This window comes from Paenibacillus sp. GM2 (assembly GCF_900069005.2).
In the GTDB taxonomy this organism is placed as follows: Bacteria; Bacillota; Bacilli; order Paenibacillales; family Paenibacillaceae; genus Fontibacillus.
Map to the genome: position 1 here is coordinate 1,131,325 of NZ_LN831279.1, position 18,865 is coordinate 1,150,189.

Sequence of the window (18,865 nt, forward strand, 5' to 3'; positions counted from 1 at the left end):
AGAAAGGGAGATTGCCAAATGAGACGATCAAAATGGATGCAAAAAGCTCTATCCATCGTCACTGCAGCAGCTTTGACATTCTCTGGTCTGCCTGGCTTGGTGTCTACAGCTGAAGTTTCAGCTGCAGGGGGATCAGTAGAATCATTTGACTCTGTTGTACTGGAATTGACGCAAGCTTCAGAGCTTGCAGGCCGAGTGAACCTTACTTATAAAGGCTCGCCAGTAAGCAGTCTTGTCAAAGGACCGGTGATCGATGAGTTTAGCTATGATTCGAGCAACCCAAGCCTGCTGACCGTCGATGATAACGGAAACGTGACATTGGCTAACGGTTATACCTTTGCTGCCCCGGGGGATCCAGGCATTCCTGTAACACTCACAGCCACAGCGAGTTATTATCATGATGCTGACGTGTTATTTATGGAGGACTTCGAGAACAACAATGGTCCGCTAACGTCAACGAGCAAGCTAGGAACATCATTTTCCCTATCCGATGCTCAATCCCGCTCCGGATTGAAAGCGATTACACCGGCGAGCACAACCAATACTGAAAATGTAAACCAAGACGTAGCTTTACCGGCTGGAAGCAATTATAAAATGACGGCTTGGTATTACGACCCTTATCCGGATGAGGAACAGACAGCGACTGCCAGAACCCAATTTGGCATTCTTGATGGCAAAAATGCCACCTATGCCGGGACCTTCTATCAAAGTTCACAGGCTGATGTTATCCATAACCCAACCAAATATACTTGGGCGTATGCGCCATCATCCGCAGGATCAGCGGCGAAACGCTGGAAAGACAGCGGAGTTGAACGTTCCACAGGCTGGCATAAATTTGAGTGGCTTATTACACCCAATGGTGCGACCTTGGAAATTGACGGAAATCGAGTATCCGAATTGGCCCAGCATGATATTTATAAAGCGATGAAGAGCGGTACCACTATTCAACCTAAAATAGCTGGAGGATGGAATAACCAATCAGGCAACAATGCTTATGTTAATAACAAGCATCTAATAGATGACTTTTATGTTGTTAAAGATACTCCCACCGTTACAGGCACAAGAACGCTCACATTGAACTTAGTGCCTCCGGGCGGATTATCGGATTTGGAGATTCTGACTGGGCCCACAGCGGCAAAAGTGAACCAAGGCGAAACAGCTGTATTTAGCGTTGCGGCATCGGCGGCTGCCGCAGCATTCCAATGGTATGTATCTGATGATGAGACCGGTTTGAATGCGACGCAGGTCGCCGGAGGAAATGCTGCAGTATTAACGCTGCCAAGCGTGGACTCGGCTGCACAACAAGGCAAGTTTTATTATTGCCTGGTGTCTTCGGCCGAGGGGGTCGTGATGAAATCGCAAGCGGCACCGTTGTTAATTCATACAAATACACAGGTGAATGCGCCAATTCATCCGATACTTGACCCGAACACGGGTATTTATACCGGTGGCTCCAATTACGGTGATACCCTTGTCACGTTGTTCAAAGACGGGGAACCCGTTGGTTATTATTTATCCAAAAATGGAGGACTCGATCAGATTAACAATCATGAAAGGCATCATGTTCTGCCATATGCGAGGGCAATGGGGGCAGGCGACTACACCGTGACAGCCATTGTCATTAATGCGGAAGGAAATATCAGTGAAGAAGCTGCGGCAGCCGGCATATTGACGATCGAGAGCTTATCTGCACCGGTGAATGTCAGATGGAACGGTACCTATGCTACCTGGGATCGCGTCGCTAATGCTTCGGCGTATTCGGTTCAGCTTGTCAGTGGCGGAGCGGCTAATGGAAGCCCTGTTGCTGTAACAGGAACTGATGCGGCTCTGTCTCCAAGCCTGAATGATACGTTTAAAGTCAAGGCGATTGGCAGCGCAACGACGCGCTTCCTGGATTCTGAGGAATCAGGGGAGAGTGCGGCTTATTCAGCCAATGTTGCGTTAGTACGTCAGAATGAAACCTTGCGGGCAGGAGAGAGTGCGCGACTCATCGTCGACACGGCGGATGTTTTCGTTGCAGATCACATCAGCTTCAGTCCAGCGGATCAAGACAAAGATAAAATTGAAATTGATGATGCCGGATTTGTAACGGTTAAGGAAGGTTATGTTCCGACAGAAAACGAAGAGGTCACCGTAAATGTCAGGGTCGATTACTTCCAGAAGTCTGACATGATGTTTTACGATGGGTTTGAAGGGGATAAGAAATTTACAACCGGTGTGGGCGGATACGCTCAAAGCAGCGTGATGTCCCGTACCGGAACGCAGGCGGCGACAACGAGTGGGGCTGGCGAGGCGGCTACTGTCCCAGGCACCTATAATTATGCTCCTGCTGATGGGAAGACCACGATTGTTACCGCCTGGTACTACGATGATGGAGGAGTGGCCTCCGGTGACCACGCGGTATTTGGCTTCACTCCGTCGTCCAATGAGCATATCGTAATTAATTATGGCAATGCGGATGGCAATTGGGTGGAAAATATGACGAATTATTCCGTCAGGTTCGGGTCCAGCGGAAGATTCTATCCCGTAGACGCCAAGCGCAGCAAAGGCTGGCATAAATTCCAGTGGTTCGTCACCTCAGCGGGAACAACCTATAAAATTGATGGAAAAGAAATATACAGACAAACCGTAGAAGGCGGCCCATTCGACACAGCTGTAGTGAGCAGCATCAAAAATATTAATGGGTTGCAGCTTGCTACGAACTGGGGCAATAAAGCCGGAACGATCAAGGATATGCAGAACAAGCATTTTATCGATGATGTGTATGTCATGGATAGTGAGGTGACAGCCCGGGCAGCAACCGCATCGGTAACATTAAAGCTCTTGCCTAAAGTCTATACTCACTCAGAGGACAGCACTTATGTTATTGGTCTGGATGATTATAAAGTTACTGTAAACCCTGATTTAGCAGATCTAGCGGGCGTAAAAATCGGAGATGTGGATCTTGAACATGCCGTGGATTATACGGTCAATGGCAATGTGCTGACGATCAAAAAAGATGCATTTGCCAGAAACAACATTGTGCCTGGAAAATATATCATCCGACTTGACCTTAACCCTGCCGAAATCACATTCGAATTGACTATTACGCCTCGTGAAGTCCGTGACTTTTATATCTCCAATAACGGTGATGATCATGCCGATGGACGCACACCGGAGACAGCCTGGAAATCAATCTCCAAAATAAATGAATATGTGTTTTTACCGGGTTCTACCATTTATTTGGATGCAAACAGTATATGGAATGAACCAATCAGGCTGCGTGGCAACGGCGAAGAAGGAAATCCGATAACGCTTACTAAATATAATACGACCGACCCTAACCAACGGCCGATTATTAATGGCGGAGGAACAGCGTCAAGCTCATCAGGAATTTCTGTCAACGGAGCGATTGAGTTGTATGACGTCAATTATTGGGTGGTCAGCGGTATTGAAGTAACGAACATCGGCAATACAGCGGGTGACGGCCGTTCCGGCATCGCTGTAATGTCGCGCATTTCCAAGCTGGGACAAGGCCAGTTTAATATTCAGGATTATGCCGATGCCCGTATGCAAGGCATCGTCATTCGCGATAACTATGTCCATGATGTCAATGGCCTGCACCAAGCAAACGGAGCAAGCAAGGTATCCGGCGGCATTATTATTAATGGTTATGTCGATGTATTGGTTGAAGGCAACAAGACCCTTCGCTGCGATAATGAAGGGATTCGCAACAATGCCTATGGGCCTAGTAATCCAGGGACTAATCATACAGGCATCACTTGGAGCAACTCTAGCTATCCTTGGGCATCAAAAGCTGTGTTTAGAAACAACTGGGTTTCAAGCTCGGTTGGAGATGGCATAGTTATATCCGGCGGGAATAACTCCCTGGTGGAACGAAATGTGGTCACAGACAGCGGATACAGCTATTTGAGCGATAAGAGCGGTAATCTGGTATCGAACTGGGGACCCAATAATCATACACCAATCTACCTTGGCTCGCAGAATTATGCCGCAGCGTGGATTATGGCAAGTAAAGGAACAATCTTCCGCTATAACGAATCGGTAGATAATCCTTATCATGCAAGTAATGATGGTATGGCTTGGGATATTGATAATTACTGCCAAGATAATGTCTACGAATACAACTATAGCCGAAATAACTATGGCGGCTGGTATTTGCAGATGAATGCCGCCAAGGGCAACGTCATTCGTTATAATGTCAGCGTGAACGACGGACGCAGCCCGGATTTTAACAAAAGCTACAACAGTCTTCTATTACTTGCGGGGGGTTCTTCCACTAGCGAAGAGTCCAGCGGATTATTCTATAACAATGTCATCGTGTCCCCCTTGAAAAATAGCAGCTCGTTAGTATTTGATCCAACGGCGACGAATTTGCATATTTATTTCCAAAATAATATTTTTGCCTATACGGGGGCTAACAGCAATGTTGGCCTAAAGGGCGGAGGAACCTCTGCTCCATTTATTGCCGGACGGTTTACGAATAACATAGTTTATCCAGCAAATCTGTTTGGCAGCCTGAATGCAGGTGGCGGCGGGTATCTGGGCGCAGGTGTAACAGCAGCCGACAACCGCTATGTCACGGAAGAGGAATTAAATTCAATATTAAATGACTATAAGTCAGCACCGGAGCATTGGATTGCCAACAGCGGAACCGCTGCTGCGACGCTTGATTACAGCGCAATGAGCGGATTCCGTCTTGCTGATGGCAATAACCTGGCCTATGGTGCGGGTGTGGAAGTGGTAAGCCCCTTTGTTGATCGCGTGAATGCTTTGCCTCATATGACAGAGAGAACAGACTTCTTCGGCAATCCACTAGGCGGCAGAAGCCCGTCGATCGGTGTGCACAACCCTTATGCCGTAGCTTTTGATTCGGGCGGAGGCAGTGAAGTGGCGATGATGTTCGCTGACAGGGGCGGTACCATTACCGAGCCGAAAGCCCCGACAAAAGGTGACGCCGTGTTCGGCGGCTGGTACCGGGATGCAGAGTTAAACAACGCGTGGGATTTCGCTACTGATCTTGTAACAAGCGATACCGAATTATATGCAAAATGGATTGAAGATGAACAAGGTACTGCGCCAACGATTATGACGGATTCACTTGAAAATGGCCAAGTTGGACAAACCTATTCAGCAGCTCTGAGCGCAGCAGGTGACGCGCCAATCAAATGGACGATTACAGATGGTGAATTGCCAAAGGGCATAAGCCTGGATGAGGAGACAGGCATTATCTCTGGCTTACCGGAACAGAGGGGACAATTTACTTTCAAAGTTCAAGCGAACAATGATGCAGGCAGCGACTCAAAGACATTAAGCCTAGTAATCACTCAAGATGTACCAGAGGGCACCGCTCCAGAGATTATAACCAAGAATCTGCCAAATGGTAAAGTTGGCCAAGAGTATACGGTCACGCTGGCAGTATATGGAAGCGATCCGATGACCTGGGAGGCCCGTGGAGGTGACTTGCCACTAGGTTTGAACCTGGATAAAGCCACCGGCATGATCGCGGGTACGCCTCAAGTGGCGGGAGATTACGAGTTCACTGTTGCGGCAACGAATGATTATGGCAGCGGTGAGCAATGGCTAAGGATTGAGATTGCAGAAGAAGAGCCGGTTGGTACTGCGCCAACGATTACAACCATCACTTTGAAAAACGGCAAAATAAATCAGAATTATCAAGAGGCGCTTACAGCCAGTGGGGATGCTCCAGTTACTTGGACGGTGACCGAGGGGAGTTTACCATGGGGGCTGAATTTAGCAGAAGCTACGGGGGTTATTTCCGGTTCTCCAACGCAAGCGGGGACTTACAAATTCACTGTTACAGCCTCCAATAATATCGGCAGGGATATGAGAGATTTGACTATCGTTATTGCAGCCAACGACAATGGTGGAAATAATGGCAATGAAAACAATAACGGCAATAACAACAATAACGGTAATCATGGAAATGGCGGGAATTCAGGGAACAACGGCAGCACCACACCGGTCGTGGATCCTATTGATAACGCCATCAAAGAGCAATTGAAGCAAGGGGATTCCCTGCTGCTCACAATGTCACCTGAAACGGATGAGCTTGAGCTTCACAACGGCACGCTGGATTCGATTATAAAAGCGGATAAACCGCTAACCGTGTCAAATGGCACCATTTCAATTGAATTGTCTTCTGATTTATTGAAGCAACTGAATACAGGCAAGACGATGAAGATTGCCATTAGGCCAGTAGACGAGGGAAATGGAAGCCTGGGACGGGGATACGAGATCAAAATCTTGGTCGATGACCAGGTAATAACGGATTATACAGGACTTATTCCAGTAACCTTTGACCTGTCGCAGGAGCAGCTGCAAGCTAGCGATATCAGCAAGCTTTGCGGCATCAAACTTCTCGCAGACGACAACAAGGAACGTTTAGGCGGCAACTATGATCGCAAGTCCGGTAAATTCACTTTTCTAGCAACAGGGACAGGTTATTTCTTCGTCACAACCAAGCGCGAACCTGTTGCATTGCAACTTACCCTTGGTAAGGCGGAATATATGCTGAACGGAGTCAAATCAAGTATGAACGTGGCACCGCTCGTAGTGAAAGGCAGAACCATGGTGCCGCTGCGTTTTATCGCCGAGAGTTTAGGCGCTAATGTTGGCTGGGATAACATTACCAAAACTGTAACCATTGCTTTAGACGATCAAAGCCTATCCTTTAAAATCGGAGAACTTGCACCGGAAATGGATACAGCAGCTATGCTTGTTAACGGACGCACTATGCTTCCGCTCCGTTTCATTGCCGAGTATTTTGGTGCAGATGTAACCTTTGATAATACTACTAAAACCATTACCATCATGAAATAGTATCGGTCTGACCAATATCATTACCAGCTGCACAAGAAGCTTTCTGACATACACTGTAGTCAAGTGTTATGTTAGAAGGCTTCTTGTTTTGGATGGGGAAGAAGAGAGTCGAACAAACTAAAAAGGTCCTGTCCCTTTGCTGAACCGGCAGACGGTCAGCAAAGGGACAGGACTCCTAATTGAAAAAGAACATAAGATTGAATTTGCTACATATCAGTGTTACAATAAAGAGCGGTCCCAATCTATATTAATAGACCAAGGATTAAGCAATTTAATTTTATCACATTGAATTGTGTTTGTCAATAGATTTTTTGGGGTGTCTGGAGGAAGTTATTTTTTGGGATTAATTCACAAAAGGGGCGACTATTTTGAGTAATCATGACAAGGAGCGGCAGGCGGAACAGCGTCGGGTAGAGTATGTCGAGGATCAGATCGAAACGCGCATAACCCGCCTGGAATCAGAAGTTGGAACAATCCGTGGTGATGTCGTATCTATGCGAAAGGATTTCTGGGATGAGGTTACGGTTAACTTCAGTGAGGCGGATGATGTAGGGGAAACTTCAACCAGTTTAAGACAACAATCCGAAGTGTTGTCCGAGCGGGAGAAGCGCCACCAACTGGCTTACAATTCGCTTGTGAAGCTGAAACGGCTGCAGCAATCCCCTTATTTTGGCCGCATCGACTTTGCCGAGCAAGGAGAGCAAGGCGAAGCGATTTATCTGGGGATAGCTTCATTGCTGGAAGAAGATGATGAGACATTTCTGATTTATGACTGGCGTGCACCGATTTCGAATTTATATTATGATAGCGTCCCTGGCCCGGCCTCTTATGAGACGCCTTCCGGCACGATTGAAGGGGAGATGACGCTCAAACGGCAGTTTGTCATCCGCGGGCGCGACTTGAAGGTAATGTTCGATACCGGGGTAACAATTGGCGATGAATTGTTGCAGCAAGTGCTCGGCAGAAGCTCGGATGCGCAGATGAAGAGTATTGTGGCGACGATCCAGAAGGAGCAGAACCGCATCATCCGTAATGATACTTCACGCATGCTGATTGTTCAGGGAGCAGCAGGCAGCGGTAAAACTTCAGCTGCGCTGCAGCGTGTGGCCTATTTGCTATACAAGCATCGCGACACGCTTCGTGCTGATCAGATGATCCTGTTCTCTCCGAACCCGATGTTCAATAGCTATGTATCCACGGTATTGCCGGAGCTCGGGGAAGAGAATATGCTGCAGACGACATTCCAGGAGTATCTGGAGCGGCGTCTTGGCCGGGAATTCCAGTTGGAGGACCCGTTCGTCCAGATTGAATATGTATTATCCGGTGAAGAGGATGATGCTTATCAGGCCCGTATGAACGGGATTCGCTACAAATCCTCACTGCTGTTCTTCGAGGCGATCGGCAGATATAAAGCGCTGCTTGAGCAAAAGGGCATGAGATTCAAACCGCTGCGCTTTATGGGCCGGGAGATCGTTGGGGCCGAAGCTATCTCGCAACGCTTCTATGCTTATGACCCGGCGATTACCCTGGCCAATCGTTGTGAACTGCTCAAGGAATGGCTGCTTAAGGAGATTGCCGCCTTCGGCAAGGAGGAGGTTAACCAGCCGTGGGTGGATGAGCAAATTCAGCTTCTTGATACCGAGGACTATCAGCGTGCTTACCAGCGGATGCGCCGTCAGCAGCAGAAAAGCAATGGTCAAATCAGCGAGTATGAAGAGGAGAGAACCATCCTGGGCAGAATGGTGGTCAGCGAGCGCCTGAAGCCGCTGCGTAAATGGATCAAATCGCTGCGCTTTGTGGACGTAACGAAGCTGTATTGTCAATTATTTGAACCGTCGGAGATCGCAGAGGAGGTTCATATGGATGCTTTGCCGGAGGATTGGCCGCTCATTTGCGGACGCACCCTTTCTAAGATCAAGGCCGGAGAATTATTCTATGAGGATATTACGCCATTCCTTTATCTGAAAGAAATGATCCTGGGCTTTCACTCCAATCACGCGATCCGTCATGTCATTATTGACGAGGCTCAGGATTATTCACCATTCCAATTGTTCTTCCTGAAGCGTTTATTCCCGCGTGCGCGGATGACAGCTCTCGGTGATCTCAATCAGGCGATTTATGCGCATTCCTCTGTACTGCAGCAGTCGTCTGTGCTGACCGATTTATACGGATCGGATAACAGCGAGCAGATCGTATTGCGGCAGAGCTATCGGTCGACCCGGGAGATCGTTGAGTTTACGCGCGGTATGCTGCCGGGAGGAGAGGCGATCATTCCGTTTAATCGTGCAGGCGAGAAACCGGAAGTGGTGGTTGTACAAGGTCAGGATGATTTGTATGCACAGATCAGACAGGATGTTACGGCATTGCGGAATGAGGGTTATGAATCGATTGCTGTCATTTGCAAGACGGCGGAGGAGAGCAAAGAGGTTCACGATCATCTCGCCAAGGATCTGGAGGCCAGATTAATTAAAAAAACGACGCTTTCCTTCGAGAAGGGGGTTCACATCATCCCAGCTTATCTCGCTAAGGGAGTGGAATTTGACGCCGTGCTTATCTTCGATGGCTCGAACGATAAATATACCCGCGAGTCGGAGCGCAAGCTGTTCTATACAGCTTGTACAAGGGCTATGCATTTGCTGCATGTTTATTCGGCAGGAGAGCCAAGCCGATTTATGGCAGAGACGGATTCGCAATCTTTTGTAAGAAAATAAGGTAACAAATGCATTCGGAATATTTTACGGAATATTCTCCACACTAACCATGATTGTTGTTTACATGAATGGAAAGGGTGTCCGAATGATGGGTAACAAGAAGGGGGATCTGGCGGCGTTAGCATCCATTCCGCTGATCATGACTTTGGGCAACTCCATGCTGATCCCGATATTGCCACAGATTTCGCGAGAACTGCACATTTCTTCACTTCAGGTGAGTATGTTGATCACGGTCTATGCGGTTGTTGCCATCTTATTGATTCCGATTGCAGGTTACTTGTCGGATAAGGTCGGGCGTAAGGCCGTAATTATTCCAAGCCTCATCATAGCGGGGATTGGCGGGGGAATCTGCGGCGCAGCCCCCTGGTTTTCTAATGGAATGATGCTGTACTGGATTATTATTGGCGGCAGATTTCTGCAGGGGATCGGGGCAGCGGGGGCATTTCCGACCGTACTGCCACTTGTTGGGGATATGTTTGATGATGACAAGGAGATCAGCAAGAGCCTTGGCATTATCGAGACCTCCAACACCTTTGGCAAGGTGCTTAGCCCGATTCTGGGGGCACTGCTCGGAGCATGGATATGGTATATGCCATTCCTGGCTATCCCTGTGTTATGCTTATGCTCCTTACTCCTTGTGATCTTCCTGGTCAAGGAGCCTGAGCACAAGAGTAAACCAAAGCCATTTAAGCAGTTCTGGAAGTCGGTGAAGGGCGTATTCGCTTCGCAGGGAAGATGGTTGTACGCCATATTCATCATTGGCGGGATTTCGATGTTTCTGCTCTTTGCCGTACTTTTTTATTTGTCCGAGCAATTAGAGAAGAGGCATGGTCTGGACGGCGTCCTCAAGGGCTTTGTGCTGGCGATCCCGCTTGCATCCTTATGCCTCGCGTCTTACTTCACAGGCAAGAAGATCGGCAAGAACAAAGTGCTGATGAAATGGTGCGGTGTAGTTGGACTGCTCCTGTCTACAGGGGCGTTATTCGGGATTGGTTTTTTCAACAATATCTATTTTGTGCTCGCCTGTCTCATCGTTTGCGGCGCGGGAATCGGCATGGTCCTGCCTAGCTCGGATGCGCTTATTACCGAAGGGATCGAGAAGGAACTGCGTGGCACGATTACTTCCATTTACAGCAGTATGCGATTTATCGGGGTGTCGCTGGGGCCACCGGTGGTGTCCTTGCTCGTCAAGTCAGGTCATATGACCTTGTTCTTCGTAATTGCCGGCATTTCTCTGGTGGCCATGATTCTGCTCTTAGTCATGGTCAAACCGGAATCGAAGGAGGGCAAGGGCGGTCTGTCTGAAGCCCTGCGCCCACAGCATTAGAATACGCTTTCAAAATAATGGTAATCTGCGCCGATGAAATGTGACATTTCTCCTAGTTATTTACCTCCAAAACTCATACAATCAGCACAAAATATTACTATTTTGTGTCCTGGGAGGAAGAATATGAGAAGTAAGAAATGGGGATTGTGGGCATTAATCGGTGTAGCAGTGCTGCTAGTAGCTGTACTCGTGTTTATTCGCATCCATGAGAAGAACTCACAACAAGCCGAATTCCCGGATCTGGAGCAGGTGGAGGCGGGACAAGTCCCCGATGGCTTTGACGAAGCTAATCAGCCCTATGTGGGGAATCCAGAAGCAGCTGTGAAGATCGTGGAATTCGCGGATTACAAATGCCCGGCTTGCAAGCAATGGACACAAGAGATCTTCCCTAAGCTTAAGAGCGAATACTTGGACACAGGCAATGCCGTATATTATTATGTCGATTTCCCATTCCTGGCTCCTGATTCGAACCTGGCTGCTCTCGCTGGAGAAACTTTATTCCAACAGGATCAGCAATATTTCTGGACCTATTACGATCTCATGATGGAGAATCAGGGGAGTAAGGGGACGGCCTGGGCCAACAAAAAGTTTATTATGAATTTGGTTAAGGAGAATATCCCTGGGGTTGATCTGAAGCGATTTGAACGGGATTTGGATGATCGGACATATATCGCCAACATTAAGCGCGACCTTCTCATTGGAGAGAAGCAGGGCGTCGATGGAACGCCATTTGTATTTATCAACGGACAAGCTGTCGATGATACCTCCTGGGAAGGAATACAGGCGGCGATTGGGCAATAACGACATACGGAGAATGAGAACGGTTGGCCTATGGCTTGCAGAACGCAAAGCAAAGGCTGCCCGTTCTTTGTTTTTACAGATGTTTTGTAAGTTGTAGTAAAAGGCCGTCTTTGATTAGAAAATCGGTATCGCGGACTTAGTGTTTTTCTTATCGTTTTTTTGTTATGATATAAGCTGATTCGCCAGACAGGACAAGGTTACATATGATATTTGCCGCTCGGTTCGTTCAACACCCATTCCAGCATCATAATCCTGTCGTTCAACTGGTTAATCGTTAGCGACAATGCACTGGCTCCAGGGTCATCCGGGTTCATTGCAGAGGATATGGATTCGAATGTTTTTTTCTGTTGGGACAGTTCAATGATCTTGGCTTTGACTTGGTCTGCGGTTCTCATTACCGTCACCTCGTTTTCCGTATGAGTTTACTTCGAAGGTCAGATTTTGATTATAACATGGATAGGGATAAGGGAAGAAACCGAGTTTGGGGATGTACGTGAAAATATTGATCCAGGGCTTTATACCATTTAGGAGGGATTTACGCAATGAATGCGAAGCAAGCAGCAGGGTACCGTGCAGCAGAATGGGTGGAAGATGGAATGATCGTTGGACTGGGAACCGGATCAACGGCGTATTATGCGATAGAGAAGATCGGGCAGCGCGTAGCTCAAGGTTTGAAAATAAAGGCGATTGCCACTTCGAATGCTTCAGAGGAATTGGCGAAGAAATACAATATTCCGCTGATTCGCGCAGCGGAAGTTGAGCGCCTTGATCTGGCGATCGATGGGGCGGATGAGGTGGACAGCAACATGGCGCTGACTAAGGGCGGCGGCGGCGCTTTGCTGCGTGAGAAGCTGGTTGCTATCAACAGTGAGCGCTTCATCGTTATTGCTGATCACAGTAAAATAGTAACGCATCTTGGCAGCTTCAAGCTGCCGATTGAGATTGTCCCGTTCTGCTATGAGTGGACCTTCGGACAGCTGAAGCGGATCTACAATGTGCCGATTGAAATGCGCACCCGTGACGGAGAGCTCTACGTCACGGATAATGGCAATTACATTGCCGATGCTTCGTTTGGCGTAATCTCCGATCCAGGTCAACTCAACCGCGAGTTGAAGGCCATGACCGGGGTTATCGAGCATGGTTTGTTCGTTGATATTGCCCATACGGTTGTGGTCGGATATGAGGATGGACGCACCGAGGTCATCGAGAAGAAGTAGTGAGGGAGGACTAAGGATGCTTATTAAATTGGCAGATAGCCAATGGGATCATGAAGTTCGCGAGCTGCTGGAAGATGCGTTCTACTATGAACCTTCCGAGGTGGACAAGGTGATGGATCGGTATCGAACCTCAGGCTCACAAGAGTTGTACGTGTTTGAAGACCAGGAGGAATTCATCGGGATCATCGGCTTTACGATGGATGAGCAGAATCAACTGGTCATTACAGAGCTGGTCATTCATCCTCAGGAACGCCTGAAGGGATATGGACGCGGAATTATTTTGGAGACGATTTTGCTGAAAAATCCTCGCCTCATTATCACCGTTACAGATGAGGATGGTGCCGATTTCTTCCGCAATATCGGCTTCCGGATTACGGGCCTGCCTGCAAACGAAGAGGGTATGGAGCAATTCCGCTGTACCTATGAAGTGGAAATCGATGCCGGAGAGGAATAATTGAAATCATAGCGGGAATAAGCATAGACGACAGCAGGATCTGTCGGCTGTGCTTTTTTTGTATTCTGGTGGAGATATAGGCAGATAACGAAAATGAAGAAATATCGGAAGTTGATCTTCAAATAATTATGCGATATAGTTCTTATATCGAACAGTTTGATTATAGAACTATTAGATTTTATAATAGTTCTGATGTAGAACAGTTTTGGATATTTAGTACGTTATTTTTGGAGGATGAAATGAACGAATCGGACTATCAATTGCGGCAATTGGTTGAACGCTACATGGCAGCATACTTCGTACTGTTCAAAAAGTTGAATGTACAAATCGGAGAGGTGATTCAGGATGACGCGACGCTTGATCAATATCAAATCATCGATTACATTGCAACGCATGAGAACGGAACGTCGACAGAGCTTGCCGAGGCTTTCTCGGTCGGCAAAAGCTCGATTACAGCCATCATTACCAGGCTGGTAGACAAGGGGATTGTCGAGCGGACGAGAGACGTCCAAGATCGGCGCGTCGTCTATTTATCCCTAACGGAGCACGGCAGAATGATATATTCCAAGATGCAAGGATCGATTATGGATATGTTATCGGCTTATGTGGCTCATTTTTCGGCAGAGGAAATTGACGGCTTTATCCGACCTTTTGAGAAATTGGCTAAGCTGGTTGAGGAGGGGAAACCGACGATATGAAGTACATCTTAAAGGCGAAATGGGGGTTCCTGTTATTATGGATAGCTGTAGCAGTACTGCTCGTGATTACAGCGCCATCTATGACAGAACTTGTGCGGGAAAAAGGTGAAATAACCGTACCCAAGGGGTACTCTTCGGAAGTAGCCGCCCGCATATTAAATACGGCAGCTGAACAGGAGGGGGAAGGGGAATCAAGCAGTGTAGCCCTTGTCTTCCATCAGGATAGCGGGATTGCTGCTGATGATAAGAAAGAGATTGAGCAAGCCTTATCCAGACTGCGTTCATCCATGGATCAGCTCGGAATTAGTTCGATGATTGATCCGTTTGATACGCCAGAGGCCCAGGATAAAATGATTTCCGCTGACGGTAAGACGATTCTTGCTTCATTAAGCCTGCAAATGGATCAGCGTCCATTGGAGGAAATAGAACAGGATATTCGTAATGAGCTCTCGTCGCTTAAGGTGGATCATTACATGACCGGCGCTCAGCAAATTAATCAAGATGTAATTTTGAGCTCGGAGCAAGGTTTGAAGAAATCAGAGTATTTTACGGTGATCTTTATTCTGGTGATTCTCTTCATCGTCTTCCGTTCAGCCGTGGCTCCATTTATACCGCTGCTTACTGTCGGAATTAGTTATTTGATCTCCCAATCGATCGTAGCATTTCTTGTCGCTCATTATAACTTCCCTGTCTCTACATACACACAGATCTTTATGGTTGCGGTCATGTTCGGCATCGGTACAGACTATTGTATTCTTCTGATCAGCCGCTTTAAGGAAGAGCTTCAGTTAACAGATAAAATCCCGGAGGCGATTATCCAGACCTATCGTAAAGCAGGAAAAACCGTGTTCTTCTCGGGGCTTGCGGTATTGGTTGGGTTCACAACAATCGGCCTCTCCCAATTTGTACTCTATCGTTCGGCCGTAGCAGTTGCCGTTGGCATCGCTGTTATGCTGCTTGCACTTGTTACGATTGTACCGTTCTTTATGGCCGTGCTTGGCAAATGGCTATTCTGGCCGATGAAGGGAGCTATTGAGCATAAGGATAACAGATTCTGGGGAGCAATCGGCACTTTCTCTGTAAAGAAACCCTGGGCCTCTGCCTTGCTCGTGGCAGTCATCACAGTTCCCCTGGTCATCTCCTACAGCAACAACGTTTCTTTCAACAGTATGGAGGAGATTGGAGAGCAGTACGAATCCGTGAAGGCGTACAATTTAATTGCAGATAGCTTCGAACCCGGAGAATCCTTGCCAACGACGATCGTCATCAAGAGTGATCAGACGATGGATCATTCGGAGGATATTGTACTGGCTGAGAAAATCAGTCGCGCTGTGATGGAGGTGGACGGAGTTGCCAGTGTACGCAGCCTCAGCCGCCCAACGGGGGAGATCCAGAAGGATTTTGAAATCGCAAATCAAGTAAAGACCGTTGGCGCAGGTCTTGGAGAGGGCAATGAAGGCCTGTCTCAAATCAAAAACGGGCTGGCGGAAGCAAGCCAGGCGCTGAATGAAAATGAACCTAAGCTGGCGGAAGCGGCGGAAAGCACGGGCAAGCTTGTTGAGGGGACCGGGGAATTGAAGGAAGGAATCTCCGCTCTGTCGAACGGTCTGTCGCAGATCCAGAAGGGGATCACGGATAGCTCCAAGGGAGCTGGCAGCTTGAAGCAGGGCTTGAAGCAGCTTAAACAGAGCGCAGAAGAGCTGGCGGGGGCGAACGATAAGCTGCTGCAATCCTATCAATCAATCGCTGGAGGAATTGCTTCGCTGGGCGATGGATATCAGCAAATTCAGCAGCAATTGAGCGGGATTGCAAAGGGCTTCTCACAACTGGATGCCTCCTTCGCCAGTCTGGAGCAGAAATATCCTGAGCTGGTTGGAGATCAGGACTATTTGACCATACGCGGAACGGTTACAGCCTCCGGTCAAGGTCTGGAACAGATCGCCGGTGGTCTTGGAACGGCTACAGGTCAGCTTGAACAGGTGAAGGCAGGATTGGAACAAGCGAATTCAGGTTATGCCGAAGCCGCCAAAGGAAGTCATCAGCTGGCAGGCGGACTGGAGCAATTTATCTCCGGACTGTCGCAGCTGGAGCAGGGTCTTGATCAAGCGGGTAATGGTCAGGGGCAAATTGTGAAGAAGCTGCCTGAGATTGTAAATGGTCTGACCCAAATCCAGCAAGGTCAGGAGCAGATCCAAACCGGCTTCTCGCAATTTTCCGGACAAATCAGTCAGCTTACAGACGGGCTGGATCAGAGTGTCGAGGGATTGGGCCAAGTGTCCGGCGGGCTTGCTACTGCCAAGCAATATTTGAACGAGGTTGGCGGCAGTGATAACGGCCTGGGCGGTTATTATGTGCCGCAGGAGGCGATGAATAATCAGGCGATTGATCAGCTCTTGGATACTTATCTATCGGCAGACCGCAAGGTGATGACATTGGACGTCGTCTTCTCCAGCAACCCTTATGGGCGCGAGGCGATCGATCAGATCGGCCAGGTGCAGGCTGCAGTAGACAAGGTTGTTGCAGGTACAAAGCTTGCGAATGCGGAAATTGCGATCGGCGGCGTATCCAGTACATTTAATGACCTGAAGACGATCTCTGACGCAGACTACACGCGGACGGTTATTTTCATGCTTGCGGGCATCTTCATCGTATTGCTTCTGTTGCTTCGCTCTGTTGTGATGCCGATCTATATTATCGCTTCATTAGTATTAACCTTCTTCGCATCGGTGGGCTTAACCGAGCTCATCTTCGTTCATATTCTCGGGTACTCCGGCGTGAGCTGGGCGACGCCATTCTTTGGCTTTGTTATTCTGGTCGCTCTCGGCGTAGACTACAGCATCTTCCTGATGGACCGCTTCAATGAGCATGGCGAACTGGATGTCCGAGAGGCGATCGTGCATTCGATGCGGAAGATGGGGACTGTGATTCTGTCGGCAGCCGTTATTCTGGGCGGTACAATGGCGTCGATGTATCCGTCAGGGGTACTGTCGATGCTGCAGATTTCAACGCTCGTGCTGACAGGACTGTTCCTGTATGCGGTTGTTGTACTGCCATTCCTGATCCCGGTGTTCGTAAGAATATTCGGCCAGGCGAATTGGTGGCCTTTTATGCGGAGACGCGAGAATTCCAGCGATCATGGGATTGATGCTTAGCTACTCAATTTGCGCAGTTTCTAACGAAACTCCGGATCGCTATTTCCCGCAAAACAGCAGTAATTTAAAACTAACGAAACAACATATCGTTATAAGGGTGAAATGCAGGCATTTAGCCTCTGCTTCACATCAATAGCGATACCCCGTTCGTTACAGTTTTTAGCAGTCTTTTTAGATGCGAATAGTGATATCCAGTATCGTTAGAGGGTTGTATTTTATAAAAAAAGGACGGCCAATCCCGTGTTTTAGCGGGAAGAGGTCGTCCTTTTGCTTAGGCTAAATGAATTTAAAGGAAGTTCCGTTTTATTGCGCTTCGCAAGGCCCATCCACGTTCATGCCGCTTCTTATATTTCGGGAGCGAACGGTAAATGGAGATGGATTCCCCGAGTGCTTGTCTGGCTTCATCCTTGCGGCCCAGCGATTGGTACAGGGAACCGAGCAAATAATAAGCCTCACTGGAGGAAGATTGAATTTCACCAAATTTTGAGGCATAGTCCAGCGCTTTTTGCGGGTCCTTATCCTTGAAGGCGGTAGCCAGTTGTAGATAAGGCTGCCCGTACTTAACGCGTTCATTCAGACGAAGTGCTTGCAGCATCTGCTGTTCTCCGTCCTGGAGCTGCTGTAATCCGATGGATGCGGCGCCTAGATCACTCCAGTACTCGGCGGAATCCCCGGAAGCTTCCCTGGCCTCTTCAAGCAGTTTATGAGCCTCGGCATATTTCTTCGATTCAATCAGAAGTCTGGCTAGCTCGCGTTTGGAAGAGACATCAAACGGACTGGAGGCGAGTTGTGTCCGCAGCTTCCTAATTTTGCTGGAGCGCCGAAAAGGCTTGGCAATGCTGGGCATAACGCCGACATAACGCCGATCCAGAAAGTAAACAACAGCGAGAATAATAATGATGGCAATTAGAGGGTTTCCGGTAACCCAAGATAATAATAGGAACAGCAATATGGACAATTTACTCATTTTGTAGGCCCACCATCCGTTAATAATGATTACCAATTATATCATATTCATGATATTAATGTAGATAGGCAGAAATATAGAACGAAGAGGGGAGAACCTATGAATCAAAGTGAAAGACTTCTGAAGCAAATTGAATTTATTAAAGAAATCGATAAGCTGAAGCATATACTGCGGCGGACGGTGCTGATGGATGGATCGCGACAAGAGAATGATGCGGAGCATACCTGGCATTTGGCTATGATGGCGATGGTGCTGCTGGAGCATACGCCAGAGCCGCCGAATTTGGCAAAGGTACTGAACATGCTGCTTATTCACGATATTGTAGAAATTGATGCAGGCGACACATTTGCTTATGATGCGGCAGGGCATGAGGATAAACAGGAGCGGGAGATGAAAGCAGCTGAGCGGATATTCGGTTTACTGCCGGAGGATCAGAAGCAGGAGCTTATAGCTTTATGGCTTGAGTTTGAGCAGCGTCAAAGCCAGGAGGCAAAGTATGCCGTGGCAATTGATCGTATTCAACCGTTGTTGCATAATTATTATACAGGCGGTTTATCCTGGAGGAAGCATGGCGTTAGGAGCTCACAGGTGTTGGAGCGTATTTCCGATGTGGCAGATATTGCGCCTTCTCTATATGAGCTGGTAACCGGGCTGATCCGGGATGCGGTTCAGAAAGGTTATTTACAGGAATAGAT

At 48.1% G+C, this 18,865-nt stretch carries 11 protein-coding genes; 9 read left to right on the plus strand and 2 right to left on the minus strand.

Annotated elements, in window-relative coordinates:
* Window positions 1–18: 18 nt before the first annotated feature.
* From BN1360_RS14895 to BN1360_RS14910, 4 genes are all read left to right on the plus strand, one after another.
* Complete coding sequence (locus BN1360_RS14895; protein WP_068780640.1) at window positions 19–6,843, plus strand: putative Ig domain-containing protein; 6,825 nt, start codon at window positions 19–21, stop codon at window positions 6,841–6,843.
* 368 nt (window positions 6,844–7,211) lie between these two features.
* On the plus strand, window positions 7,212–9,554 hold the full coding sequence (gene helD, locus BN1360_RS14900; protein ID WP_068780641.1) for an RNA polymerase recycling motor HelD: 2,343 nt from the start codon (window positions 7,212–7,214) through the stop codon (window positions 9,552–9,554).
* An 88-nt stretch (window positions 9,555–9,642) separates the two neighbouring features.
* Window positions 9,643–10,881, plus strand: coding sequence for a bacillibactin exporter BcbE (locus tag BN1360_RS14905; protein ID WP_068780642.1), 1,239 nt, complete (start codon window positions 9,643–9,645; stop codon window positions 10,879–10,881).
* A 123-nt stretch (window positions 10,882–11,004) separates the two neighbouring features.
* Window positions 11,005–11,682: a DsbA family protein gene (locus BN1360_RS14910; RefSeq protein ID WP_068780643.1), complete on the plus strand. Its 678-nt coding sequence runs from the start codon at window positions 11,005–11,007 to the stop codon at window positions 11,680–11,682.
* Between the two features lie 197 nt (window positions 11,683–11,879).
* On the opposite strand, the gene BN1360_RS14915 is transcribed toward BN1360_RS14910, so the two are convergent.
* Window positions 11,880–12,077, minus strand: a complete 198-nt coding sequence (locus BN1360_RS14915) for a hypothetical protein (RefSeq protein WP_068780644.1) — start codon at window positions 12,075–12,077, stop codon at window positions 11,880–11,882.
* A gap of 147 nt (window positions 12,078–12,224) precedes the next feature.
* Here BN1360_RS14915 and rpiA point away from each other — a divergent pair, with 147 nt between their 5' ends.
* The 4 genes from rpiA to BN1360_RS14935 all read left to right on the plus strand — a co-directional run bounded on the left by rpiA (window position 12,225) and on the right by BN1360_RS14935 (window position 17,203).
* The gene (rpiA, locus tag BN1360_RS14920) at window positions 12,225–12,899 is read left to right on the plus strand and encodes a ribose-5-phosphate isomerase RpiA (RefSeq protein ID WP_068780645.1); all 675 of its coding nucleotides are present in this window, start codon (window positions 12,225–12,227) and stop codon (window positions 12,897–12,899) included.
* A 16-nt stretch (window positions 12,900–12,915) separates the two neighbouring features.
* Window positions 12,916–13,353, plus strand: coding sequence for a GNAT family N-acetyltransferase (locus BN1360_RS14925; RefSeq protein ID WP_068780646.1), 438 nt, complete (start codon window positions 12,916–12,918; stop codon window positions 13,351–13,353).
* A 239-nt stretch (window positions 13,354–13,592) separates the two neighbouring features.
* A complete protein-coding gene (locus tag BN1360_RS14930; RefSeq protein ID WP_068780647.1) occupies window positions 13,593–14,051 on the plus strand; it encodes a MarR family winged helix-turn-helix transcriptional regulator in 459 nt (152 codons plus the stop codon).
* The gene (locus tag BN1360_RS14935) at window positions 14,048–17,203 is read left to right on the plus strand and encodes an MMPL family transporter (RefSeq protein WP_068780648.1); all 3,156 of its coding nucleotides are present in this window, start codon (window positions 14,048–14,050) and stop codon (window positions 17,201–17,203) included. The genes BN1360_RS14930 and BN1360_RS14935 overlap by 4 nt, the downstream gene beginning before the upstream one ends.
* Before the next feature lie 286 nt (window positions 17,204–17,489).
* On the opposite strand, the gene BN1360_RS14940 is transcribed toward BN1360_RS14935, so the two are convergent.
* A complete protein-coding gene (locus BN1360_RS14940) occupies window positions 17,490–18,170 on the minus strand; it encodes a tetratricopeptide repeat protein (RefSeq protein ID WP_068780649.1) in 681 nt (226 codons plus the stop codon).
* 99 nt (window positions 18,171–18,269) lie between these two features.
* Between BN1360_RS14940 and BN1360_RS14945 the strand changes: the two genes are divergently transcribed.
* Window positions 18,270–18,863, plus strand: coding sequence for an HD domain-containing protein (locus BN1360_RS14945; RefSeq protein ID WP_068780650.1), 594 nt, complete (start codon window positions 18,270–18,272; stop codon window positions 18,861–18,863).
* Window positions 18,864–18,865 lie beyond the last annotated feature (2 nt).

What these genes read in the sequence shown, in the direction of transcription:
- BN1360_RS14910 (WP_068780643.1), top strand. Translation starts at nt 11,005, where the DNA reads ATGAGAAGTAAGAAATGGGGATTGTGGGCATTAATCGGTGTAGCAGTG.
- rpiA (WP_068780645.1), top strand. Translation starts at nt 12,225, where the DNA reads ATGAATGCGAAGCAAGCAGCAGGGTACCGTGCAGCAGAATGGGTGGAA.
- BN1360_RS14930 (WP_068780647.1), top strand. Translation starts at nt 13,593, where the DNA reads ATGAACGAATCGGACTATCAATTGCGGCAATTGGTTGAACGCTACATG.
- BN1360_RS14945 (WP_068780650.1), top strand. Translation starts at nt 18,270, where the DNA reads ATGAATCAAAGTGAAAGACTTCTGAAGCAAATTGAATTTATTAAAGAA.
- BN1360_RS14905 (WP_068780642.1), top strand. Translation starts at nt 9,643, where the DNA reads ATGGGTAACAAGAAGGGGGATCTGGCGGCGTTAGCATCCATTCCGCTG.
- BN1360_RS14935 (WP_068780648.1), top strand. Translation starts at nt 14,048, where the DNA reads ATGAAGTACATCTTAAAGGCGAAATGGGGGTTCCTGTTATTATGGATA.
- BN1360_RS14915 (WP_068780644.1), bottom strand. Translation starts at nt 12,077, where the DNA reads ATGAGAACCGCAGACCAAGTCAAAGCCAAGATCATTGAACTGTCCCAA.
- BN1360_RS14895 (WP_068780640.1), top strand. Translation starts at nt 19, where the DNA reads ATGAGACGATCAAAATGGATGCAAAAAGCTCTATCCATCGTCACTGCA.
- BN1360_RS14925 (WP_068780646.1), top strand. Translation starts at nt 12,916, where the DNA reads ATGCTTATTAAATTGGCAGATAGCCAATGGGATCATGAAGTTCGCGAG.
- BN1360_RS14940 (WP_068780649.1), bottom strand. Translation starts at nt 18,170, where the DNA reads ATGAGTAAATTGTCCATATTGCTGTTCCTATTATTATCTTGGGTTACC.